At 72.5% G+C, this 24584-nt stretch carries 22 protein-coding genes and 1 pseudogene; 21 read left to right on the top strand and 2 right to left on the bottom strand.

The annotated features are described in order from the left end of the window. Positions 1-46 precede the first annotated feature (46 nt). From ACFXKZ_RS47670 to ACFXKZ_RS47630, 9 genes are all read left to right on the top strand, one after another. Positions 47-1630, top strand: a complete 1584-nt coding sequence (locus tag ACFXKZ_RS47670) for an ATP-binding protein (protein ID WP_380013050.1) — start codon at positions 47-49, stop codon at positions 1628-1630. Next, positions 1627-2106, top strand: coding sequence for a roadblock/LC7 domain-containing protein (locus tag ACFXKZ_RS47665; protein ID WP_380013047.1), 480 nt, complete (start codon positions 1627-1629; stop codon positions 2104-2106). The genes ACFXKZ_RS47670 and ACFXKZ_RS47665 overlap by 4 nt, the downstream gene beginning before the upstream one ends. Continuing rightward, entirely contained in the window at positions 2103-2525 is a 423-nt protein-coding gene (locus tag ACFXKZ_RS47660) for a DUF742 domain-containing protein (RefSeq protein ID WP_380013044.1), read from the top strand. The genes ACFXKZ_RS47665 and ACFXKZ_RS47660 overlap by 4 nt, the downstream gene beginning before the upstream one ends. Further along, the gene (locus ACFXKZ_RS47655; RefSeq protein WP_380013041.1) at positions 2459-3064 is read left to right on the top strand and encodes an ATP/GTP-binding protein; all 606 of its coding nucleotides are present in this window, start codon (positions 2459-2461) and stop codon (positions 3062-3064) included. Before ACFXKZ_RS47660 ends, ACFXKZ_RS47655 begins: the two co-directional genes overlap by 67 nt. After that, positions 3061-4386 (top strand): cytochrome P450, encoded by a 1326-nt coding sequence (locus tag ACFXKZ_RS47650; protein WP_380013038.1) that lies wholly within the window; start codon positions 3061-3063, stop codon positions 4384-4386. Before ACFXKZ_RS47655 ends, ACFXKZ_RS47650 begins: the two co-directional genes overlap by 4 nt. 83 nt (positions 4387-4469) lie before the next feature. Beyond that, the gene (locus ACFXKZ_RS47645) at positions 4470-5714 is read left to right on the top strand and encodes a cytochrome P450 (RefSeq protein ID WP_380013035.1); all 1245 of its coding nucleotides are present in this window, start codon (positions 4470-4472) and stop codon (positions 5712-5714) included. A 101-nt stretch (positions 5715-5815) separates the two neighbouring features. Continuing rightward, positions 5816-6700, top strand: a complete 885-nt coding sequence (locus ACFXKZ_RS47640) for a hypothetical protein (protein WP_380013032.1) — start codon at positions 5816-5818, stop codon at positions 6698-6700. A gap of 149 nt (positions 6701-6849) precedes the next feature. Beyond that, complete coding sequence (locus tag ACFXKZ_RS47635; RefSeq protein WP_380013029.1) at positions 6850-7674, top strand: SAM-dependent methyltransferase; 825 nt, start codon at positions 6850-6852, stop codon at positions 7672-7674. Next, positions 7671-9077: an endonuclease/exonuclease/phosphatase family protein gene (locus tag ACFXKZ_RS47630; RefSeq protein WP_380013026.1), complete on the top strand. Its 1407-nt coding sequence runs from the start codon at positions 7671-7673 to the stop codon at positions 9075-9077. The genes ACFXKZ_RS47635 and ACFXKZ_RS47630 overlap by 4 nt, the downstream gene beginning before the upstream one ends. Positions 9078-9184: 107 nt before the next feature. Here the strand turns inward: ACFXKZ_RS47630 and ACFXKZ_RS47625 are convergent, their stop codons facing one another. Together ACFXKZ_RS47625 and ACFXKZ_RS47620 are read right to left on the bottom strand one after the other, a co-directional pair. Next, a complete protein-coding gene (locus ACFXKZ_RS47625) occupies positions 9185-9379 on the bottom strand; it encodes a DUF397 domain-containing protein (protein ID WP_380013023.1) in 195 nt (64 codons plus the stop codon). A 39-nt stretch (positions 9380-9418) separates the two neighbouring features. Next, on the bottom strand, positions 9419-10279 hold the full coding sequence (locus ACFXKZ_RS47620; protein ID WP_380013020.1) for a helix-turn-helix domain-containing protein: 861 nt from the start codon (positions 10277-10279) through the stop codon (positions 9419-9421). A 259-nt stretch (positions 10280-10538) separates the two neighbouring features. Here ACFXKZ_RS47620 and ACFXKZ_RS47615 point away from each other — a divergent pair, with 259 nt between their 5' ends. The 12 genes and pseudogenes from ACFXKZ_RS47615 to ACFXKZ_RS47560 all read left to right on the top strand — a co-directional run bounded on the left by ACFXKZ_RS47615 (position 10539) and on the right by ACFXKZ_RS47560 (position 24538). Continuing rightward, positions 10539-10835: a hypothetical protein gene (locus ACFXKZ_RS47615; RefSeq protein ID WP_380013017.1), complete on the top strand. Its 297-nt coding sequence runs from the start codon at positions 10539-10541 to the stop codon at positions 10833-10835. A 3-nt stretch (positions 10836-10838) separates the two neighbouring features. Further along, entirely contained in the window at positions 10839-11429 is a 591-nt protein-coding gene (locus ACFXKZ_RS47610) for an ATP-binding protein (RefSeq protein WP_380013014.1), read from the top strand. Between the two features lie 67 nt (positions 11430-11496). Continuing rightward, positions 11497-12297, top strand: a complete 801-nt coding sequence (locus ACFXKZ_RS47605; RefSeq protein ID WP_380013011.1) for a hypothetical protein — start codon at positions 11497-11499, stop codon at positions 12295-12297. Between the two features lie 71 nt (positions 12298-12368). After that, positions 12369-13148 carry a hypothetical protein gene (locus ACFXKZ_RS47600; protein WP_380013008.1) on the top strand — a complete coding sequence of 260 codons (780 nt, stop codon included), beginning with the start codon at positions 12369-12371 and terminating at the stop codon, positions 13146-13148. Between the two features lie 401 nt (positions 13149-13549). Further along, positions 13550-14335, top strand: coding sequence for a hypothetical protein (locus ACFXKZ_RS47595; protein ID WP_380013005.1), 786 nt, complete (start codon positions 13550-13552; stop codon positions 14333-14335). Between the two features lie 88 nt (positions 14336-14423). Continuing rightward, positions 14424-15026: a hypothetical protein gene (locus ACFXKZ_RS47590; RefSeq protein ID WP_380013002.1), complete on the top strand. Its 603-nt coding sequence runs from the start codon at positions 14424-14426 to the stop codon at positions 15024-15026. A gap of 464 nt (positions 15027-15490) precedes the next feature. After that, positions 15491-16456, top strand: a complete 966-nt coding sequence (locus ACFXKZ_RS47585; RefSeq protein WP_380012999.1) for a (d)CMP kinase — start codon at positions 15491-15493, stop codon at positions 16454-16456. A gap of 103 nt (positions 16457-16559) precedes the next feature. Then, positions 16560-18504: pseudogene (locus ACFXKZ_RS47580) on the top strand (lantibiotic dehydratase family protein); the annotation flags it as partial. An 85-nt stretch (positions 18505-18589) separates the two neighbouring features. Beyond that, a complete protein-coding gene (locus tag ACFXKZ_RS47575) occupies positions 18590-19843 on the top strand; it encodes a thiopeptide-type bacteriocin biosynthesis protein (RefSeq protein WP_380013113.1) in 1254 nt (417 codons plus the stop codon). Continuing rightward, complete coding sequence (locus ACFXKZ_RS47570; protein ID WP_380012996.1) at positions 19840-20916, top strand: hypothetical protein; 1077 nt, start codon at positions 19840-19842, stop codon at positions 20914-20916. Before ACFXKZ_RS47575 ends, ACFXKZ_RS47570 begins: the two co-directional genes overlap by 4 nt. 22 nt (positions 20917-20938) lie before the next feature. Then, positions 20939-22504 carry an MFS transporter gene (locus ACFXKZ_RS47565; protein WP_380012993.1) on the top strand — a complete coding sequence of 522 codons (1566 nt, stop codon included), beginning with the start codon at positions 20939-20941 and terminating at the stop codon, positions 22502-22504. Positions 22505-22705: 201 nt separating this feature from the next. Continuing rightward, on the top strand, positions 22706-24538 hold the full coding sequence (locus tag ACFXKZ_RS47560; RefSeq protein WP_380012990.1) for a glycoside hydrolase family 15 protein: 1833 nt from the start codon (positions 22706-22708) through the stop codon (positions 24536-24538). Positions 24539-24584 lie beyond the last annotated feature (46 nt).

Here is a 24584-nt window from a genome sequence, read left to right as displayed (position 1 = left end):
GAACCGTCTCGCATCCCATGCCCGCGTTCTCCGCGAAGGACCTTCCATGCGTTTCCGTCCTCGAGTCCCCGAGCTCGTCGTTCGTGAACCGTCGTTGCCGCTGTGGCCCATTTACGCGGCCGTGCCGACCGGCTGCGCCGCGGCGACAACGGCCGACGTCCTGCTGCACGCCGGCTCCTTGTGGCAGGTCGTGGTGGGCTGCGCGGTCTCGGCGACCACCGTTGCCGTGCCGTTCGCGAAGACCGCCCGCGGGATGCGTGCGTACTGGTACGGCCGATGGGATCGGACGCGGCAGCTGAACGAGGAGCGCGCCGAGTCGGTGCGTCTGGCGGAGGGGGCGCTGTCGCGTCTGACGGCCGCCACGCGGCATCTCGTCGAGGTGCGGCTGCCGGTGGTGCTGGAGGATCCGCACGCCCGGCGCGCCGACGTGCCTTCGGCATCGGTGGACCCGTGCCCGGCGGAGCCGTGGGCGAGCATGGTGTACACGGCCCACGAGGCCTTGGTGGACGCGGTGTTCGCCGTGTTGGAGCGGGAGCGGGGCAGGCGGGAGAACACGCACTACGCGTTCCTCGAGTTGGCGGGGCGGGTGCGCGCCCAGGCGCAGGTCGCGATCGCCGACGCCCGCCAGTTGCGGGGGCGGGTCACGGACTCGTCGTTGCTGGAGGCGTTGATGGACGCCGAGCACGCCTGGGCGCAGGTCGGGCGGGCGGCGCAGTCCCTTGAGGTGTTGTCCGGAGGACGGCCGGGGCGCTCGTGGGATCGCCCGTTGTTGCTGTCCGAGATGGTCGGCGCGGCGCAGTCGCGTATCCGGGACTACCTGCGGGTGTCTGCGGTGGGTGGCGAGGGCACGGCGGTGCGCGGTGTGTACGCGGAGGCGTTGATCCACGCGTTGGCGGAGTTGTTGGCGAACGCGACGTGGTTCAGCCCGCCGGGGAGCACGGTTCGGGTGCAGGTGGAGCGTGGCTACGACGGGGTGAGTGTGACCGTCGAGGACGCGGGCCTGGGCATGGATCCGCAGACGATGCACCGCGCCCAGCAGGACGTCGATCGCGCCGACGCGGACGTGTCCACGTTGGGGGGCGATCCGCATTTCGGGTTGGCGGTGGTCGGCGTGCTGGCCGGCTGCGCCGGGTTTCGGGTGCGGTACTCCTCGCCCGGCGCCTACGGCGGTATCCGCGCCGTCGTGTGGATCCCCGAACACATCCTCACCCGACCCGCCCCGCACACGGTTCCTGCGGGCACCCGGGCGATCCCGACCGGCGTCAGCGCCCGCGCCGGCACCCCGGCGACCGCGACCCCCGCGAAACCCGTTGCTCCCGCTGCCGGTTCCGCGGTCCTGCCGCAGCGTTCCCGACGCCGCGCCGAGGCGTCGGGGCAGGTTCCGGGGCGTCGCGACGACGTGACGGCCGCCCTCGGGGCCCGTCCGCCCACCGGAGCCGATGCGTCCGCCGGGCCCGGATCGCCCTCCGAAGGCAGACCCGACACCGACCGCCCCCGATACGACGCGTTCCTGTCCGCGTTCGTGAACAACAGGCCGATCAGCCCCGATGGCGGCGACGTCACCGTCGATGCCGTTCCCGATATCACCACCGACCGTTTCCGTTCCGACGCCGAAGGACCGACATCGTGACCGATCTGAACTGGCTCGTCGAGAAGTGCGCCGCCGAGATCCACGGTGTGCGCGGGATCGTCGTCTTCAGCGACGACGGCCTCAGGACGGCCTGGCACACCGACACGCACGATCTCACCGAGCACCTCGCCGCCGCCGGCACCGCCCTGCAATCCCTGGGCGCCGGAATCGGCGCCGCCGCGGAACTGGGCTCGGTGAGAAAGCAGTTCGTCGATTTCGACAACGGGTTCGTCTTCCTCGTCAGCGCCGGCCGACACGTCCACGCCGCGGTCCTGGCCGACCGCGACGTGGACCCGGGCATGATCACGGGGCACCTGCACAAGCTCCTGACCGACATCCGCGCGTCCCTGGACGAACGCCCGCCCACACCGCACACCCCCATCCCCGCCCGACTCGCCCCCGCGCGCCGTACCCGCCCCGACACCGATCGCGCGACGGGTCGCGACCCCGCGGACGACGGGGGTGACGTGAGGTGAACTCGGGGCAGGACCAAGACCTTCCGGTCGCCGACTACGTCGTCACCCGGGGCCGCGCGCACCCCACCCACCGGGGCCTCACGCTGACCACACTCCTGCACGCGCCCGTCGCGCACCCCACCGACACCGCCGGCGCGCGCGGCGAGCCGCTGGGTGCGGAGCACCGCCGGATCCTGCGCCTGTGCACCGGACTGCTCTCCCTGGCCGAGGTCTCCGCGCACCTGGCCCGCGCACCCGCCGTGGTCAAGGTCCTGGTCGCCGACCTGATCGACCGCGACCTGATCCTCACCCGCAACCCCACACCCCCCCACCACACCCGGCCCCGATACCACCGTGATGAAGGCGGTCCTGGATGGACTCCGACGGCTTTGACCCCCGGCCCCTGCCGAACACCGTCACCACCGCCGTCAAATTCCTGATCGCCGGCGGCTTCGGCGTCGGCAAGACCACCCTCGTCGGCGCCGTCAGCGAAATCCCGCCGCTGCGCACCGAGGAGAGGTTGACCACCGCCACCGTCGGCGTGGACGACCTCACCGGCCTACCCGACAAGAGGACCACCACCGTCGGCGTGGACTTCGGACGCCTGACCCTCGCCGACTGGCTCACGCTCTACCTGTTCGGCACCCCCGGACAGCAACGCTTCTGGCACCTGTGGAACGACCTCGTCGTCGGCACCCACGGCATCGTCCTGCTCGTCGACACCCGCCGCCTGGAGCACGGCTTCGACGCGCTGGAGCGCGTCGAGGACTCGGGCGTGCCGTTCGTCGTCGCCGTCAACACCTTCCCCGACACCCTCCGCCACCCCGAACCGGCACTGCGCCAAGCCCTCGAACTCCCCGACCACGTCCCCCTCACCACCTGCGACGCCCGCGACCCCACCTCGGCCCGGAACGTCCTGATCACCCTCGCCGACCACATCGCCACGGCCACCCCGACCGCCGCCATGGAGCCCACGTGAGCCCCCACCCCGACCCCACCGACCCCGCCGACCCCACCGGTCCCGGCGCGCTCGACGTGGTGCCGCCGCCCGGCTGCCCCGCCCACCGCCCCACCGCGAGCCGCGTCGAATTCGCCCACGCCACGCCCCTGTTCGGCCCCGGCCTCGACAACATGGACACCCTCTACACCAGCATGCGCGCCGACCACGGACCCGTCGCGCCGATCCTGCTCGAACCCGACGTCGGCACCTGGCTCGTCCTGGGCTACCCCGCTCTCCTCGAGATGCTCCGCGACGGCCACCGCTTCCCCCGCAGCCCCCTGAACTGGAAGGACCTCACCACCGGAGTCGTCCCACCCGATTCGGGCCTGCGGCCGATGATGGCCAACAGGCCCCACAACGTCGCGTTCGTCGACGGCCCCGAACACCAACGCCTGCGCCGCATCGTCCAAGCCGGCCTCACCGCAGCCACCACCCCCCGACTGCGCCGCGACCTGCACACCACCTGCAACCGCATCGTCGACACCTTCGCCGACCGCGGCGAGGCCGACCTGATCGCCGAGTACGCCACCCTCGTACCCGTGCGCGCCTTCGCCCGCCTCTTCGGCCTTCCCCCCGAACACGACGCCGAGTTCGCCCGCGCGATGCACGCCCTGTTCGACTCCCAGCCCGACTCCCAGGCGGGCGACCGCGCCTTCGAACAGATCCTGGCCGAACTGCTCGCCGATCGGCGTCTTCACCCCGCCGACGACCTGACCACCTGGCTGCTGGGATCCGGACTCCGCGAGGAGGAACTCCTGCCGCAACTGGTGGTGATGCTGTCCGCCGGATGCGAGACCCTGGCCAACCTCATCGGCTCGACGCTGCGCCTGAAACTCGTCGACCCGCGATTCGCGCACTCGCTCACCGGGGGACGGCTCACCGTCAACCAGGCCATCGACGAAGCCCTCGTACAAGCCCCACCCCTGAAGGTCTTCCCCGGCCGCTACCCCGCCCACGACACCACCCTCGCCGGCCGCCGCATCCGCGCCGGCGACGCCCTCCTGCTCGGCATCGGCGCCGCCCACACCGACCCCGCCGTCACCCCCACCGACCCCGCCGACGCCCTCGGCCGCGGCAACGGCGCCCACCTCGCCTTCGGCGCCGGCACCCACGCCTGCCCCGCCATTCCCCAGGCCCGCCTCATCGCCTCCATCGCGGTCGGCACCGTTCTCGACCGCCTTCCCGACCTCACCTGCGCCGTCCCGGCCGACCGGCTGCGGTGGCGGCCGTCCCCGTGGAGCACCGCCCTCAAGGAACTCCCCGCGCGTTTCACCCCCACCCAGGCCGCGGGTAACCCCTAGCCCACCGCGCACCGTGTCCGCTCGTCCATCCCCGATCCGGGAGGCACGCCATCGACACCCCCACCACCCACCACCCCGAACCGGTGCAGCCCGCGCCCCGGGCACCGCACCCGGCGACCGCGATACGCCTGGACCCGGCCGCACCCGACCACCACGGCGAGATCCGCCGCCTGCGCGCCCACGGCCCCGACCCCGTCACCCCCGTCCTGCTCCCCGGCGACGTCCCCGCCTGGGTCGTCCTGGGCGACGACGCCGTGCGCCGCACCCTCACCCACCCGCACGTGGTCAAGGACTATCGGGCGTGGAACCTGTGGGGCAGCATTCCCGGCGACTGGCCGCTGATCGGCATGGTCCACGTCGACAACGCCGTCACCGCCGACGGACCCGAACACGCGCGCCTGCGCTCCCCGTTGCGCACCGCCCTGACCCCTCGGCGCGTCACCGCCCTCGAGGCCCGGGTCCACACCCTCACCGACCGGCTCCTGGACCGGGCCGCCGCCATGCCGCAACCCGTGGACCTGCGCGCCCACCTCGCAGGCCCCCTGCCGCTGGCCGTCCTCGGACACCTCCTGGGCATCCCGGACGGCGAACTCGACGGCCTGAGCCGTCTCGTCCGGAGCATCTTCACCTCCACCGCCGCACCCGACGAGGTGGTCGCCACCCAACGGGCCATCACCCACCGCCTGGAGGACCTGGTCGCGGTGCGCCGGGCCCATCCCGGGGACGACCTGACCACCGACCTGATCGCCCACCACGACCGGGGCGACCTCACCGGCGAGGAACTCGTCGGCACGCTGTGGCTGGCGATCGCGGCCGGCTACGAGACCACCACCGGCCTGCTCGTCAACGCGATCCACGCCCTGCTCACCCACACCGACCAACGCGCCCTCGCCACCCGCACACCCCAGGACGGCGGCAGCGACCCGTGGGCGGACGTCGTCGACGAAACCCTGCGCTGGAACAGCCCCGTCGGCCACTTCCTCATGCGCTACACCACCCGCGAGCTGACCCTGGCCGGCACGACCATCCCCGCCGGCGACGCCGTCATCGTCTCCTACACCGCCGCCGGCCGCGACCGCACCGTCCACGGCGACAGCGCCGACCGCTTCGACATCACCCGCCGACCCACCACGGGCCTGCTGTCCTTCGGCCACGGCCCGCACTTCTGCCCCGGCGCTCCGCTGGCCCGCCTCCAGGCCCGGATCTGCCTGCGGACCCTGTTCACCCGCTTCCCCCACCTCAGCCTCGACGCCACCGCGCGCCCGCCGCGTCCGGTTCCCTCGCTGGTCGCCAACACCCTGGACAGCCTCCCCGTCCACCTGCGTTGATCCGCCGTCCGGCTCTCCACATCCCACGCACGCACCCCCGGTGGCGGGTCGGGATTCCCGCTCCGTCGCCTCTTCCAGCCCGAATCGAGAAAGCGCCGACGATGCCCCGTCGCCATTCCTGGATCGAACTGCCCTTGTCCGTCCGGGAGCAGATCCAACTCCACACCGACCTCGTGTTATGGACCCGCGCTCCCGGGTTCGGCAAGTCGTCGGAGTTCTCCGCGACGCTCCACGCCGCCGGCGGAACCGTGTTCTGCAAGGGCGTCCGGGTGGACCGTGCGCACGCGTGGACCCACCGCAACGAGGCTGCGGTGGCCCCGTTCCTGCCTGCGGCGCTCGCCCCGCAGCTGCTGTGGGAGGTGGCGAAGGACGGGTGGCTGATGCTGGTGTTCGAGTACGTGCCCGGCCGGCATCCGTCGCTGTCCCCGACATCCGCCCACCTGGACCTGATCGGCGACCTGGTGGTCACGATGGCCGAGGCGCTGACGCCGTGCCCGGCCGCCGCACGGCACTCGCTCGCCGAGCGGTGGGGCACGGTGCCGGGGTGGGCGGCCGTGCACGCCGCGTCGCCCGCCGACCTCGACCCGTGGGCGCGCGAACACCTGGACGTCCTCGCCACGCTCGAACGCGGTGCCTGGCTCGACGGCGACACCCTCGTGCACTCCGACCTGCACCAGGGCAACATGCTCGCCGAGGACGGGCGGGTGCGGGTGATCGACTGGGCGCGGTCGGCCCGCGGCGCCGCGTGGATCGACACCGCCCATCTCGTCGTGCGTCTCATCCACGAGGGTCACACTCCCGAGACCGCCGAGGCGTGGGCGATCCACGTCCCCGCGTTCGCCCGGGCGCCCGAGCCGGTGATCACCGCGTTCGCCGCAAAGCTCGCCGGCATGTGGGAGTACATCGCCCGCTCCCCCCGAGCCCGGCCCCACGCGCGAGCGCTCGCCGACACCGCCCGCCGGTGGGCCCGGCACCGGCTCGGGTGACCGTGACGCAAAGACCACAGCCCGTTTCCGCGCCGCAGGGGCGAACTTCGCCGAACGCGGGAGGGGATCGTCCGCCCGCGGGTCGCCGCGGGCAGCGACGACCGCGAGCCGTCTCCGTACCTTCACATCTCGACTCCGGCAGGGGAGCCATGACCGACCACGACAACCCGGACGCCCATGCGACCCCCGAGGGCGCCACGCGGCCGACACCGGCACGCATGTACAACACCTACCTCAACGGCAAGGACAACTACGGCGTCGACCGCAAGGCCGCCGCGCGCCTGCTGGAGGACATCCCCGACATCAACGACGCGGCCGCGGAGAACCGGGAGTTCGTCCTGCGCGCCGTCCGTCATTGCGCCGAGGCGGGCATCGATCAGTTCCTCGACCTGGGCGCCGGGATTCCACTCGGGCACGCCGTCCACGACGTCGCCCGCTTCGTGCTCCCCGAGGCGCGAGTGGTCTACGTCGACAACGACCCGTTGGCGGTCGCCCACTGGCGGGCACGGTTGGCGGACGACCGCACCACCGTGATCCCCGGGGACGTGCGCCGCCCGAAGGCCATCGTCGAAAACCCGGAACTGCTCGCGTTGATCGACTGGGAACGTCCGGTGGCCGTAGTGCTGGGAGCCGTGCTGCACTTCGTGGGCGACGACGAGCGCCCCTACGGGATCGTCGCCGCGTTCCGCGACGCGATGGCGCCCGGGAGCCGGTTGGTGTTCTCGCACGTCACCGACGACGGACCCCAGCCCGAACACGTCGCCATCCTGACAAACGCGTACGCACACGCCACCGCCCAGGTGACGGTCCGCTCCGCGAGCGGGATCCGCGACTTCTTCGACGGGTTCGAACTCGACGACCCGGGCCTGACCCGCCCCGGACGCTGGCGCCCGGACACGGCGGACGGACCGTGCACGAAATGGCAGCTGGCGGGCGTGGGCCGCGTGCCCGCAACCCCCGAGGCGGCCCGATGACGGCCTCGTTCGGGGCCGCGGGCGCGGCTCCGGTCCGGTCCGGGCTCGGCACCCGGCTGTGGAATCGGACGGCGGTCTTTGCCGGCCTGCGCCACGCGAGGACGAGCCTTGTCGGCCTGCCGAACGACGGTGCGGCGCCTCGGGGTGCGAACGGCCGGGGTTGCGTCTGCGAGGGGCAGGCCCGCCGTTTCGGCAGCGACAGGACGGAGCCGCCCGAGGCGGTGGACGGCCGCCTCCGGGAGACGAACCTTGAGCAACCGTCGGGTGGTTCGCCCGCCGGCGACGTCGACCCGACGATCACCGTCGCCACGTTCAACTATCAGAACGGCGGATACGACCACCGCACGGGAACGTACGACCTGCGGCCCCTGAACGCGTTGGCACCTTCGCTGGCGGGCGTCGACGTGCTGTGTTTCCAGGAGGGGTGGGGATACGGCGCCCAGGGGCAACGCACGATGTTCTCGGCCGAGCGGATCCTGGGGATGCGCGCGTTGCGCACGCCCGACCCGGGCGGGCCGCTGGACACGATCGTCTTCGTCCGATGGCCGCGTATCGGCATCGAGCGGCACTACGACCGATCCGATCCGGCCGTGTTCGCGGACCAGTACGGGGACGTGCACCTGCGATTGCCCGGGTTCCCGAAGCCGGTGGTGGTGCGGTCGGTGCAGTGGTCCTACGCCTCCGGCGACGCCCGACTGGTCGAGGCCCAGCGATTGGTCGCCCGGGCGGCCCCGGACGTCTGGTCGCTGGTCGCCGGCGACTTCAACAGTGTGTGGCCCGACCGCGACGGTCTGCGGGAGTTCCGTCCGCGGTGGTCGCTGTTGCCACCGCACGCACGCTCCCACAAGACCCTCCCGCCGGGAGCCGGCCGCGCCGGCCGCACGCTCGGTGGGGTTCGGTCGTGGTGGGCGTGGGATCCGAGGCGGGCGTGGCGAGGCTGGTGTCAGGCGCGCAGGTGGGTCACCGATACCCGGGCCACCGCGGTCCTGGCCGACGGCGGGTTCCTCAACGCCGGCTCCCTCGACCGCGACACCACGGTCACCGTCAACGCGCACGTCGACAACGGGCAGGGCCCGCGCATCGACCACATCCTCTTCAGCCCCCTGCTCGCGGCCGCGTTCGTCCCGGGCAGCTACCGCGTGGTGTGCGGGGACGTCGTGGACGCGGCCGGGGACCACCGCCTGGTGAAGGCGCAATTGGACGCCCGCCTCCTCCCCGTGGCCGACGTCGTGCGGACGGAAGCCGGCACGGGTCACGGGAGCGTCCCCGCCCGGCGGCGGCAGGAACTGCTCGTCGCCGCCGGCGGCGCCCGGGGACGGGGCGAGGATCGAGCCTTGGTGTCGTGCGCGAAGTGCTCGCTCGGGCAAGGGGATCAGGTCGATGCCATGGGGGTTGCGGCGTGAGGGTGCGAGGTGTCCCGGTTCGCGGACGGCGGATCCGGTGGCGCGCGGTGGACGGCGTGGGGTCGGTGGTGGGTGCCCGTGTCGCGCCCGGGCACCCACCGGCTCCGTCAGCCGCGTCGGGCCAGACGTCCCAGGAGATCACACCAGGCGTCGGGGCCGACGGCGATCGCGGGGGCGTGCTCGCCGCTCTTGGAGTCGCGGACCTCGACCCCGGCGGGTGCACCCGCTCGGACCTGGACGCAGTCCTGTTGGCCGCTGTGGCTGCTGGTGATCCATTCCCGCGGGGTGGGGGTGCCTGCCATGGGCGGTCCTCTCGTGGTGTTCGTGTCGTGGTGGTGGGGTCACAGGGAGCGGGCGACGTCGCGGACGAGGTCGAGCGAGTCCCGCTCGTTCAGGGCGTGTTCGCCGAGTTGGTCGAACGCGGCGGTGTAGGCGTTCAGGGCGTCGGGGCCGTCGAGGTAGGTGATGTTCAGCAGCGACTGCACGGTGACGATTCGGCCGCCGTCGTTCAGCTCGAACAGCGAGAACGGCCCGTCCAGGCCCAGATGGAATCCCGAACCGGTGGGCACCACGCGTACGCGGACGTTGTCCCTCTCGGATTCGGTGAGCACGTGCTCGAGTTGCCCGCGCATGGTGGCGGGCTCGGTCGAGGTACGCAGCGCCGCCTCGCCGACGATCGCGTCCAGGACGAGGTTGTCGTGGTCGAGGATGCGGCGGCGTTCGCGGCGGATGGTGACGTACGCGTCGAGGCGGTCCGGGTCGGTGTGCAGGATGCCGTGTCCGGCGGCCAACACCGCCCGGGTGTAGGCCTCGGTCTGCAGGACGGCCGGGAACAGCGCGTTGTCCCACACGCGGATGGACGCGGCGTCGGCCTCCAGGCCGAGGATGTCGGCGTGCGCGGGGGTCAGGTACGAACGGTAGGCGTGCCACCAGCCCTTGGTGCGAATCGCGAGCACCATGGATTCGAGGGTGTCGCGGGTCGCCCTGTCGGTGACGCCGTAGACGTCCAGGAGCGTGCGCAGCAGCGGGATGTCGACCTTGCCCTGGCCGCTCTCGACCCGGCCGATCTGCACATGCCCCTTGCCGATCTGTTCACCGGCCTCGGCCTGCGTCATGCCCGCGGCCTTGCGGAACCCGGCCAGGGCGTTGCCGACGCGGCGCTTGAGCAGCGAGGGCTCGTGGGACGGCGTGGTCTGGGTCATCGGCTCGTCTCGTCGTCGGGGCCCGGCGGTGGGTGTGCGAGTACATGCTACGACCACTACAAGAAACGTAAATGTACAAAAATAGGTATTGACGAAATGTACATGTGCGTTTCATTGTGGTGGTGCGGACGACGACGCGCCCCCGACGAGATGGCGCGGCAGGCCGACCGCGCATCCATGACACGAGCCGGACACGTCACCCTGCGGGCAATCCGACGAACGACCCACCGGCTTCGCGACGGAGAGGAAGTCACAACCCATGGCGAACCCACAGCCGTTCAAGGTCGGAGACCTCGTCGAGGCCACCGTGGCGGGCACACCGCCGCGCACCGTCCGCCTGCGCCCGGACCGCGACCCGTGGCCCAGCAGCCAGGCGGGAACGATCGTCGTGTGCGACGCGACCTCGGCGACCGTGGTCCACGCGGACTCCGTCCGCCGCATCCCGAACGACGGCGGCACCACCGGTGCCGCGGCTCGCCCGCCCGACACGGCGAAACAGTCCGCCGCCGACGAGAGCCGGCGCGGCCACGAGCGCGCTCACCGGTCGGAGCGGTGAGCCGTGAACACCACATCGTGGGACTTGCGAAACGTCGTGTCGGGCCGATACCGCCCCCATCGCACCCGCGCCGGTCTTCGCGAACCCCGTCCCGCCCTGTTCCTCCATGTCCGCATCCGCATCGGCATCGACAACGCCTGCTCCGCTGTCGGCGCTTCCCGCAACGTCGTGACCACGACGTTGGAGACCTGGGGCGCCGGCGAGGACGTGCGCGACTGGGCCGCGCTGGTCGTGAGCGAACTCGTCACCAACGCGATCGCCCATACGCCGTGCCGCTCCGTCGCCGTGGGCGTGCTGGTGCGCAGGTCCGGTGAAGTGCTGGTGGTCGTCGCCGACAACGGCCCCGGCCCCCTGCGCATCCCGACGGACACCGATCCGGGCGACTTCGACGACGAGCACGGGCGAGGCCTGTTCCTGGTGGCCACGACCAGTACCCGCTTCGGCGCGACCCGTCGACTCGGCCACACGGTGGTGTGGGCCGGCCACGACGACACGCCCTCGGGCCCGCCCACCCGCGCTCGCCCCCGCCGATGCCGCGTTCCCCGGATCGGCCGACGCCGTACTCGCGGCCGAACGGGCGGCGACCGGCCGTAACCGCGTCACCCGCTCTCAGCCGAGTCCTCCCGGCCGGCCCCTCTTCGACGACTCCGGAGCCCAACCCGTGCCCATCTACACAATCGGCGACGATCGCACCACGGTCACCCACGGCGTGGACATCCTGCCCATCGGCGTCGCAGCGGACATGGCGAACGTCTTCTCGTACATGGCTCGTCTGCATCCCGACGTGGGCCTCGCCCACCGGGACCTCCCGACCGGGACGGACGTGGCCGGCTTCGACCGCGTGCGATGGATGGTTCCCGGCGTCGAGTGCGCGGCCGACGACCGCGAGGTGTGGTGGAAACGCGTCCCGGCCACGCTGGGCGCCCTGGACGCCGACGCACACATCCACACGCTCGGCGCCTACGAGACCGACGGAATCGTCGCACGCGACCGGCTGGTGTGCCGCCTCGGGCTGCTCGAGAACCCGCAACTCGCGAAATCGCACGCCGAATGGCGCCCGCCGCTGACCCTCGGCCTGGTCACCGACGCCCACGCTCTGGTCGCCACCGACCACGGCCTCTGGTTCCGCCGGCTCCCGCTCCCGCCCCTCGCGATCGTCCCCGTCGGCTACAACCTGGGCGCCTACCTGGCCGCACTGCCCGGACTCGCCGGCGAGGACGAGCACGAGGCGTTCGAAACGACTGTGGTCTCCCACTACACGGCGGCCCTCCTCGACGCCCTCACACACCGATTCCCCACAACCTTCTGCATCTGCGGTCGCACCCCCGCCGAACACGCTCCCGAACCGCATCAGGTGAGCCGGTACGCCGACATCGCCGCCGAGGCACCCGCGATCGGGACGCCACCTCGACGTGATCGACACACCCCGGCGGTGGTCGACGTCCCGGCAGCACAGCCGTGACCCCCGCTTGGCCCACCCGCGCCCACGGCGCGATTTCCCCGCGCCTTCCCGCCTTCCTCGGAGTTCCGCTCATGACCCGCTACCAGCCCGTGGACGCGTTCACGATCCTGACGCAGGGCGTGCTCACCCTGCCCCTGAGAGATCCCGACGACGAGGAAGCCGCGCTCTCCTACACGGACGACTCGGACCAGACCGACCTCCTCAACGACTTGCAGGAGCTGCACCCGGAGGTCGGCCTGGCCGACTGGGAACTCCTCCCTTCCCCGAGCGGGGAGTGGGCCCAACGCGTGCGGTGTACCGTCCCGGGGGAGATGTGCGACGCCGACGACCGCGTCACCTGGTGGCAGCGCGTGCCCGAGGAACTGGGTCATCTGGACGCCGACGCGCACATGTTCACCCTCGGCGAGCGCGAGAAGGAAGGACTGGCGATCCGAGGCGGGCTCGAGCGGTCCCTGGACCTCCCCCGGATCGCGACCCTGAAGAACGCCTACGACACGTGGAGCCCCCCGCTCACCCTCGCGTTGGTCCACGACGCGCGCGGCCTGCTCGCCACCACACGCGGGCTGTGGCTGACCCTGGCCCCGCTGCCGAGGATCGTCCCCCTCGGCTTCAACCTGGCCGCGTTCGAGACGACACGCCACACCCGTACGAACGACGCGTCCCGCGAGGTGTTCCGGGCGACCGCGACAAAGCACTACCGCAAGGGCCTCCTCGAGACGCTCACCGCGACATGCACGGCGCGGCGGTGCTGCCCCTGCGGACGCTTCCCCGACGAGCACATTCCCACCGACGAACAGTTGCGAGCCTACCTCGACATCGCGGCCGGACCGGCCGAGGACCCGTACCCCTGACCCGGCCGGCCGCCTCCTCCGCCGACAGGACCCGGGACGGAACCCGTCCCGGCGCCCACCACCCCCGAAAACGGCTCACCGCGCCGCCGACCAGCCCTCGACCGCACCCCGGCGGGGAACACGGGTCCGGCGCGCGGGGGAGCACCCGGTGGGACGCCCGGAAAGTGTGGCGTCCCACGGGCGGCGCGGAACCGACCACCCCGTGCGGAACCGCGCCGCCCCCGACCCACCCACCACCCCGACCCACGCGCCGCCACGGCAACGTTCCCTTCGACCGGCGACCGGCGACCGGCGACCGGTGACCGGTGACCGGCGACCGGTGACCGGTGACCGGCGACACGGCCGTCACCCGCCCACGCCACCGCAGGCGACCGCGCCTCACCTCGAACCCGGAGCTTCCGATGCCCGTATACGTCCCCGACGACGCCTTCACCTCCGTCGTCTCCGGTGTCCACGACACGGACTTCGACGAAGCCTGGGACCAGGATGCCGACTTCGAGGCCCTCGCCCGGCTCCACCCGACGGTGCTCCTCGCCGACCGGGAACCCCAGGACGGCCCCTCGAGTGCGATCACGACCCGAGTGCGCTGGACCGTGCCCGGCACCCCACGGCGCCCCGGCCCGGTGTGGCTCTCCAGCGTCGCCGTCGCCCTGGGACGCCTCGACGCCGACGCCCACGCCCGCATCCCCGAAGCCCACGACCGCGCCACGGCACGAAACGCCGCCGGCCACATCACGCTCCTGGACGATGCGCGCCTGGAGCACGCGTGCGCCGAGGATCGTCCGGCGCGCACGCTCGCCCTGACCACCGCCGGACTCGACGGTTTCGTCCTGACCGACCGGGGGCTGTATATCGTTCGGGCGCCCTCACCCACGGCCACGGTCCCGCTCGGCTACAACTTCGCCGCCTGCCTGGCGGCGAAACCGTTCCCCGAGGCCGCCACCGACGCCGTCGTACGGACCGCGTTCGACGCCTACCGCATCGCCGCCCACACCGTCCTCGCCGACCGCGTCCGCACAACCTGCCCCTGCGGACTCCCACTTCGCCGACACCTTCCCACCCCGGAACAGGTGTGCGTCTACCTCGACATCGCCGCAGCCAACACCTCGCAGTCCGCCACCGCACCGTCCCCGCCGGGAAACACCGCGCCGGGCCACGGCCGCCCGGGAAAGCCCTGCGAGCACTGAGACCACCGCCACCCGAGCCGGGACCGCGCCCGGTCCCACCCTGCCCCCACTTTGCCTTCGACCCTTGCCTTTCCAGGGAGCACCACCGGTGACCACCATCGATTCCGTCCGGCCCACCATCGTGCTCGGACCGTGTGAACTCCCCGGCACGCGACGCCAGTTACCCCGAGCCGGTAGCGCAGTCCGAGGATGGTGCCTGCACCTGTTCTCGGCGACCGGCCGTGCCGAGGACGCCGCCGTATGCCTCGACGGACTCCTCCGCGCCGAACTGGGCGACGGGGGAGCCCTGAACTCCACCCCCGCACTCACCACGGGCACCCATCCACGACACGGTGCCGCCGACCGCGGCCTTCCCAGGCTCGTGCGGGCCGTCACCGACCCCGCGCACGCCGACACGCAACACCGCGTGGCACTGGTACTCAGCCGCCACACCACCGACGACTCCCACACCCAGATCGCCGCGCGCGTGCTGTCACCCCACGAACTCCCGCCCTACGAACAGCTCCACGCTTTCATCGACCACCTCGTGCACTCCGCAGACACCTCGCCCGCACCCATCCTGCTCCCGGCGAACCCCTCCCCACGAGCACACCGACGGCCGCCATCCGACACGCGTGGGCCGCGAGCCTGGCCGCGCATGGGCCGCGACCACGACACCCGCATACCCCAGCCTCGACCCCCAACCCGCTGACACCGAGCCGGCACGCGCGAGACCGACTCCACACACCGGTGGGACTGCCCGCTCGCCCCGACGGTCCCATCACCGAAACCCACCCGCCGCGCCCCCGCGATCGACCGGCCCCCTCAGGCCGGCGACTGCGGCGCGTGGCGCAGCGAGTGGGCACCGTGCCCCGCGCGCCGCAGCGTGGGGTGCGCGGGCTGGTCGGCACCGACCACACACCGGCCGGTGCCGACCACCCCACCCACCCCACGGCCACGACCGCACGGCCACAGCCGTCAACCCCCCGGACAGAAACAGACATCGACACGTGCGCACCCCGGCGCACCCTCCCCGCCGAAATCCGGCCGTAGCACCACCACCGTCACCCGCCGCGACCGTCCCCGACACGCGAGGAACCTCCCTACGCGCCGGCACCCACCACCTCCCCGACACGCCAACCCCCGCCCTGCCCCCCCGACAACCACGGATCGGACATGACCACCCTCCCGACCCATCCCGCGCCGACCACACCCACATACCCGTCCACCGGCGCAACCCGCCACCGCGTGGTGGGAGCCCTCACCACCTCGTCGATCCCGCACGCGGCCCCGGCTCGGCGACGCACCGGCGTCGGCCACTCGGCGATCGTCCACCCCCCGCCGCGCGTCCACCGCTCCGCCGGCGACCCGGCGACCGATGGCGAGCTTCTGGCGGCCATCGCGACCCGGACGCACGAACCTCCCGTCTCGGCGCCGCCGCACGCCACTGTCACGGACCGCCGCGCGTCACTCCTACCGGCGACCGGTGGCCTCCCGCCCGAGGAGTCGAGCCTCGGCCAGGTGTCCGTCGACGGCCCCAACGCCGCCGGCAAGACCACCCTCATGCTGGCCCTCGTCCACGCCTTCCACGTGCCGGGCCTGGACACCGGTCCCACCTATCGCACGGTAGCCGCCCACGCGATACCCCAGAGCGTGGCGCCCGCCGACCTCGCGCGACACCTGACCGTCGTCGTGCGGCCGGGTCTGCCGCAACGCCTGCTGTGGAGGGGAGTGGACACGCGCGACGAGGACCTGTTCGGGTCGGCCGCCGCCGCGAACCTGCGCGGCGTGGCGGGGGACCCGCAGTGGCGGGAGGCGATTCGCGCTCTTCACGCCCGCGTTTGCGCGCAGCACCCGGACATCGTGGTCGTCGGCCGTGACGTCGCCCCCACCCTGCTACCAGCCGCCGGCTTGAACGTCTTCCTCGACGCCGAGGTCGGGGTGCGCCGCGCACGCCGCGAACTCCAGTGGGCCGACCACCCCGAACGACCCGTCCACGTCGACATCCTGAGCATCCGGGACCTGGACACCCGCGCCTGGATCACCAGACACCGTCCGCCGGAACGACGTCTGGACCTGGACACCACGCACCTGGGCATCGACCAAGTCCTCGACCGCGTATGCCACTCCCTCCCCGCGTGACCCGCGCGCACGTTCGCGCATTCCGCACGCCCGGATCGGGTGCCCGGCCCGGGCGTGCGCGACCACGTCCTTTCCCCTCTCCCACCGTCAGGAGCGCCACGTCATGATCGGCAACACCCCGGATCCCGTACCGGTGCCGGACACAGCCACGCGGACGCACGGCCGGCAATCCTGGCCGCACCGGAAGCCGCCCCCGGCAACCGACGGCGCGGCGGAACTGGATCGTCGCGTCCATGAAGTGGCGTACACCGCCGACGCGTTCCGGCGGTTCTTCGGCGACGAGGAACCCGCGCCCCCTGCCGCGGCCCCCTTGCCCGCCCCTCCGTACGCGTGCGCGGCCTCGTTCCTGGTGCGCACCACTCTCATCGGCCCGGTGGATCTGCCGCCCTGGCCCGACCCCGCCGATGACACACCCGACGGGGTACGGCGATGCCTGGCATGGATGCGCGCGGCCTGGCAGCTGTCCGCGTTCGCGGACGCCGTTGCCCACGCGAGTCCGGCGCTTGCCGAGGCCCTGCAGGCCCTGAACCGCGAGCCCGAGCCCGCGCCGGACACCGTTCGCCGATGCATGCTGTCGCTGGCCAAGTACCTGCTGCGGGCGCGCGGGCGAGCAACGCCGTTCGGCTTGTTCGCGGGTGTCGCCGAAGGCCGGTTCGTCGAGGCGGCGACCCTGCGGACGGGGCAGGAGCATCGGGCGTTCGCCCGCGCCGAAGGCGCCTGGACCTGCGCCCTGATCACCGATCTGGAGAACACCCCCGACATCCGCACACGCCTGCAGGTCCAGCGCAACTCCGCCGCCGTGGTCCGTGGCGACCGGTGGGTTCTGCCGTGGCAGCCCCGCCCGGCGGGCGCTCACGCCACCACCGTGCACGAGGTGTCGGTGGCCCTGATCCCACCGGTGCGCACCGTCCGGGTCCTGACCCGCACCCCGATCGGCTACACCGCGCTCACCGGGGAACTCGCCTACCACCACCCCGACCTCGGCCCCGCCGGTGCCCGGACCATGGTGGACGTCCTCTTGGCCGATCGGCTGCTCGTCACCGATCTGCACCCGCCGGCCACCGAAACCGACGCGCTGGGCCACATCCTGCGCACCCTCCACCGAGGGGCCCCCGATACACCCCCATCGGTCGGTGCACGCATCGCGGAACTGCGGGCGATCCGCGACAAGATGGCCGCGCACAACCGCGGCCCCGCCGCGGCGCATGAACACGGTCCTGCCCGACGTCGTCGCGCAACCCCTGAGCGTGGACACCCGCGCCGACACCGCCGCGACCCTGCCCCACCCGGTCGCCGCAGAGGTCGAACGCCTCGCCGGAGTGCTCGCCCGCATCGGCCCCCACCCGCACGGCTCACCCGCCTGGCGCGCCTATGCCGACCGGTTCACCCGCACCTACGGCACCCGCACCGCAGTCCCGCTGCTCGACCTCATCGACCCCGCCACCGGCATCGGCCTTCCCGACGGCTTCCACGGCACACCCCCCACCGCCCGACTACCGCTGACCGACCGGGACCGCACCCTGCTCACCCTGGCGAGCCGGGCCCTCGCACGCGGCGAGGACCTCGTCCTGGACGACGCCACGATCGACCTCCTCGCCCCCGACGACCCCCACACCCTGCGATTCCCGCCCCACCTCGAACTCCTCCTCGACGTGCACGCCCCCACCCTCGCGGCGATCGACGCGGGCGAGTTCACGTTGGCCCTGCGCGGCGTGTCCCGCGAGACGGGCGCCTACGCGGGCGGCCGCTTCACCGCCCTGCTGGACCCGGGCGGCGATCTCCTCGCGACCCTGTCGCACGTCCCCGCCCTGATCGACGGCGCCCACAGTGCGCACGTGTCCTTTCCTCCGCTGAGCCCGGCCGCCACGCATCTCGGCCGCACCCCGCGCCTGTCGGAAACGGTGATCAGCCTCGCCGAACACCGCACCCCCGACCCGGACACCCTCACCCCCGCAGACCTGGCGGTCGTCGGCGACGGCACCCGCCTGCACCTGATCCACCGCGACCACCCCCACGTTCTGGAGGCCCGCACCCCGCACACCGTCCAACTCGAATGCCACACACCCGCCGTGGCGCGGTTCATCGGCGAACTGGCGGGGGCAATGCGCCGACCCGACCGGCGACGCCCGCCGCATCACGGCGTTCGACTGGGGCGCGGCCGCGGCCCTGCCCGTCCTGCCGACGATCCGCTACCGCCGCACCGTCGTCGCCCCACCCCGATGGCTGCCGCCCCTGACCGAACTCCCCGGCCCCGACGCCGACATGACAACGTGGACGAAGGCGTTCACCGCCTGGCGCACCGAGGTCGGCGTCCCGGACCGGGTGCGCCTGGCGCGCTACGACCTCGACCTGACCCTGGACCTGACCGAACCCGCACACCAGGCGTTGGCCCGCAAGGAACTCGACCGGCCGATGATCGGCCGCGTCGTCCTCCTCGGAGCACCACCTCTCGACGCCCACGGCTGGGCCGGGGGACGGCCCGTCGAGATCGTCGTGCCGATGCGCACCACCCAACCTCCCCTGCCCGCACCGGCGCTGACCCGCGTTCGCGCCGCCCACCGCGACGACGCGCGCCTCCCCGGCGCCTCCACCCATCTGCGCGCCCGCCTGATCGGCGCCCACCGCCGACTCGACACCACCGCCCACCTGACGACCCTCGCGCCCGTACTCGAGCACCCGTGGTGGACCGCCTTCGACCGCGACGTCGACGGAGTTCTGGACCTGGTCGTGCGCCTGCCCCACCCCGACGCGTTCGCCCCCACCGCAGCGGGCATCGCCGCCTGGGCGCACCAGCTGCGGGAGGACGGCATCCTCCACGACCTCGCCTTCCACCCCCACCGCCCCGACACCGGACCCTGGGGCGAAGGCGCCCTGCGCCAGGCCGCCGAGGACGTCCACGCCGCCGACACCGCCGTCCACCTCCACCAAAGCACCGCGCTCCGCAGCGCCGACCCGCTGGTGGTGGCCGCCGCGAACATCGTCGACATCGCCGCCGGCTTCAGCGGCGACACGAACACCGCCCTGGCTCACCTGGCCGCACGACCGCGCACAACCCATCCCCAACCCGTCCCGCGCGATCTTGCCCGACAGGCCGCCCATCTGATCGACCCCGCCCATGACTGGCCCCACCTGCGGCAACTGCCCGGCGGACCGGCCCTGGTCGACGACGCCTTCGCCGCCCGCCGCACGGCCCTGCACACCTACCGCACCCTCCTGGACGCCGAACCCCACGCCGGCCCCGACCCCGGCACCGCCCTGGACGCCTTCCTCCACGCCCACCTCGCCCGCGACGCCCGCATCCCCGACCGCCCGAACGCCCACGCCGACGTCATGCGCCTGGCCCGGGCCACCGCGCTCGACCCCCGCCGCAACCCGACACGCCCGTGAGCGACGCCCTCCCCGAGCAACCGGCGGACGCCCACCGCCGACTCCTTCCGCCCGCCGGCAGTCCGCAGGAGACCCGACTGCACCTGTCCATCCTCGACCTCCGCGCCCGCGGTCACGACGTTGCCCACACCAGGAACGCACTGGGTCTGAGCAACGCGCTGCTCGCACACGCCAAACGCAACCTCCTCCAGGCCTACGACGCTGCCACGCTCGACCACGCGATGGTCATCGCCGCCCACGACGACGCCCTGCCCGCCGCCCGCGACCACCCACCGCACCCTCACCCGCCCTGCCTCCCGAGCCTTCCTCACGCCCTGCTCACCGGTTGGGCCAACGGCCACCGCACACAACAAATCCGACGCGAACACGGCCTCACCCAACGCGCCTACGCCGAAGCACGCACCGAACTCCTCGCCCTCCTCGACGCCACCCACCGCACCCAGGCCCTCGTGCACGCCCTGCGGTGGAACCTCCTCGACAACGCACTACGAACCGGGATCACCATGAACATCGTCACCCACACCGTGCCCGCCCCGAACGAACTGCGCCTGACCGTCGTCGAGGAGCACAAGAACGGAGAATCTCCGGGCCGGGAATGGGGAACGTTCCGCGCGACGTCCTGCGACACCGGCACCGCGGCCGTCGTCGTGGGCGACCCCGAGCGCGTCGCCGGAACAGCGGGCACCCTCGCCGAAGCCGCCGTCTACGGCGGCGCCCTCCACGAACACCTCCGTGGTCTGCAGGACCAGGATCCCAAAGTCGACGCCGTCCTCCTGCGGCTCACAACCCTCCAGGACATCGACCTCGCCATCGTCGGGGCCGGCGCCGCATACGTCCTGCACACCGACGGCACCACCACATGCCACAGCCGACCCACCGACGGCACCATCACCGTGCCCGCCGTCCGGCGGATCGTGATCGGCGCCCCGAGCCTGACCCGATCCGAACACGTCCTGGCCACCGCGATCCTGACCACAGACGACCCCGAACAGGTACTGCGGAAGATGTTCCGAGCCACCGGGCACAGTCGACGGCCCGGTACCCACCTCCTCCTCGAACTCCCCACGATCTGAACCGAATTCCGCGCCCCGAACCATGAACCGCCCCGCCACTCCGGTCCCTGACCGCCCGGCGCTCCGCGACATTCGCGCCGCGTTCGCCCTCACCGCCGCCGCGTCCCGCCTGACCTGGACGGCCACCGTCGCCTACCTCCTGACCACCCACACCCCACCCCTGCACACCACCCTGATCATGGCCGCCACCGCCCTCCCCGCCGCCGTCACCGCCACCCCCCTCGGCACCACCGTCCTGCGCCGCCACACCCGACCCCGCGACCTCGCTCGCGCCGAACTCGCCTGCGCCGCCCTCACCGCGACCCTCACCCTCGCCATCGCCACCCACGCACCCCCCGCCGCGATCGTCACCACGCTGATCGCCCTGGCATGCGTCACCGCCGTCCGCGACCCCGCAGCCGCAGCCCACCTACCCACCCTCGTCCCAGCACACCAACGCCCGCGCACCATCGGCCGATTCGACGCCGCGACCCGCATCGGCACCCTCGCCGGCTACATCCTCGCCACCGCCTGCGCCCCGACCACACCCGCCACCGCCTGCGCCCTGGCCACCTGCTGCCACACCGCCGCCGCACTCCTCCGCACCCGCAACCCCCACCCCGGTCCCGAAATCGCGACAGCGAACCCCGACCACCAACCCCCGGCAACCAACGCCGGACGCTGGCTGCGCACCCATCCGCACCCACGACGCCTACTGATCCTGCGCGCCGCAACCGAACTCCCCAACACCACGATCATGATCGCGCTGCCCCTGCTCCTGACCGGACCTCACAGCGCCACCATGTACGCCGCCGTCCTGACCGCACTCTCCCTCGGCGCCATTACCGGAGCACTCGCCCACACCCCGCTCACCGCGCGCCGATCCGCCTACCCGATCGCCTGCTGGGCCCTGGCGACCGCCGGACTCGTCCACACCGCCCGCGCCGGCGCTACCCAACCCGCCACCGCAATCACCCTCGCGTTCCTGGCCGGACTGTGCAGCCCCCACCTCGACATCGCCTCCCGCACCGCCCACGCCGACGCACCCGCCCCCGTACGTCTGCGCCTGGCCACCCTCGACCAGGCCGCCGCGGCAGGTACCCGACTCGCGGCCCTGCCCCTCGCGGCACTCCTCGCACCCCTCGCACCCCGCGCCGCGTTCACCGCGGCCGGACTCACCCTCACCGCAACCGCGTTCACCGCCCTGATCACACGCGGAGCCGGGCACCGCACCCCGCAGGCCCCGAACAGGAGCCCGCGACACTCACTCGGCGCCCCGACACCGTCCAACGCGGCAACCACCCACGACGGCACCCCCGAGGCCGACGCCACCCCCGACCCTCCACCCGCCGGCGAACACCGACCCCGACCAGCCGGCGATCGAGCATCCACGACACCGCAACCGGAGGAACCCATGAACAACCACCCACGCCGCAAAAGCAGTTACAGCGCCGACGTCAACTGCGTCGAGGCGGGACTGGGCACCGACAACGACGTCGAGGTCGCGGACACCAAGCTCGCGCCCACGCTCGAGCTCACCGACGCCATCCTCACCTTCCCCACCGGAAGCTGGGTGCGCTTCCTGAACGACACCCCAACCCAGCGCTGACCACGAGAGGTCCGTGTGGGCCGTACCGAGGCGTCGAGCCGCGGCCCACACCGACCCGACAACACCACGACCCGCACCCCGCACACCCGCCCACGAACACCACCACCACGAACACACACCGCCGGTCGACCAGACCGACGCGAACGCCCTCCCCGCCCGCCCGGCCGTTGCCCCACGGCCCGACAACTCCCAGGAGACGCAGTGACCAGCCGCATCGAGGACTACGCCCTCATCGGGGACATGCAAACCGCCGCTCTCGTGGGCCGCGACGGTTCCATGGATTGGCTCTGCCTCCCCCGCTTCGATTCGCCCGCCGTGTTCGCCGGCCTGCTCGGCAGCGAGGAACACGGCTCGTGGCGGGTCGCGCCGCTCTCCGGCGGCCCCGCGACACGCCGCCGTTATCGCGGCGACTCGCTGATCCTCGAATCGGAGTGGGAGACCCCCCGGGGCACCGTTCGGGTGATCGATTTCATGCCGCCGGCCGACGCCCTGGTCGGCGCGCCGGTGGTGGTGCGGATCGTGGAGGGCGTGTCCGGCCGGGTGCCGGTGCGCTCGGAGCTGCGCATGCGCTTCCACTACGGCAAGGTCGTGCCCTGGGTGCGCCGCGAGGCGGACGGCCGCACGGTCGCGGTCGCCGGGCCCGACGCGGTGTGGTTCGACAGCGACACCGAGACCTACGGACGCGGGCTGACCACCTATTCGGACGTCACCCTCGGGGAGGGCGACCGGGTCACGTTCACCCTCACGTGGCATCCCTCGCACGTCGACGGCCCGCTGCGCACCGACGCGCTCGCGGCGCTCGCCGACACCGAGTCGTTCTGGGCCGACTGGATGACCCGCTGCACCTACCAGGGCCCGTGGCGCGAGCCGGTGGTGCGCTCGCTGATCACGCTCAAGGCGTTGACGTACGCCCCCACCGGCGGCATCGTCGCCGCGCCGACCACCTCGCTGCCCGAGGACGTGGGCGGCGTGCGCAACTGGGACTACCGCTACACGTGGCTGCGGGATGCGGCGATGACGCTGGGCGCGCTGCTCAAGACCGGCTTCGTGGACGAGGCCAAGGCGTGGCGCGAGTGGCTGCTGCGGGCGGTGGCGGGCGACCCGGAGAATCTGCAGATCATGTACGGCGTGGGCGGCGAGCGCAGGCTCACCGAGTACGAGGCGACCTGGCTGCCCGGCTACGAGGGCTCGCACCCGGTACGGATCGGCAATGCCGCCGCCGAGCAGTTCCAGCTCGACGTCTACGGCGAGGTCGTCGACGCGCTGCACCTGGGCCGGGTCGCCGGCATGGAGGGCCACGACCACGCGCACGCGCTCCAGCTCAAGCTGATGGACTACATGGAGCAGCACTGGCGCGACCCGGACGAGGGCATCTGGGAGGTGCGCGGGCCGCGCCGGCACTTCGTGCACTCCAAGGTGATGGCGTGGGTCGCGGTGGACCGCACCATCAAGATGCTGGTCGACCAGCCCGAGGACTCCGACACCGGGAAGATGCTGGAGCACCTGAAGGGTGTGCGTGAGGAGATCCACCGCGAGGTGTGCGCGTACGGCTACGACGCCGAGCGCAACACCTTCACCCAGTACTACGGCTCCACCGAGCTGGACGCCTCGCTGCTGCTGATCCCGCAGGTGGGCTTCCTGCCGCCGGAGGACAAACGGGTGATCGGCACGATCGAGGCGATCCAGCGCGAACTGACCGAGGACGGCTTCGTACGCCGCTACCCCACCAACGGCACCAGCGTCGGCCTGGACGGCCTGCCCGGCGACGAAGGCGCGTTCCTGGCCTGCTCGTTCTGGCTCGCCGACGACCTGGCCATGATCGGCCGGGTCGAGGAGGCGCGCGAGCTGTTCGAACGCCTGCTCGCGCTGCGCAACGACCTGGGCCTGCTCGCCGAGGAATGGGACCCGCGCCTCCAGCGCCAAGTGGGCAACTTCCCACAAGCCTTTTCGCACGTGCCGCTGATCGACACCGCGCTGCGGCTGACCGCGACCGTGCGCACCGATCCGGAAACGGATGTACCGTCCCGAAATTGATGTCCTTGTCCGCAGCGTGATGTCCACTTGATGTCCACAAGCACAC

Origin of the sequence: Embleya sp. NPDC059237 (assembly GCF_042754105.1) — a bacterium.
GTDB lineage: Bacteria > Actinomycetota > Actinomycetes > Streptomycetales > Streptomycetaceae > Embleya.
The sequence above is the reverse complement of the archived record's forward strand: the minus strand, read 5'-3'. Positions and strand labels throughout refer to the sequence as shown.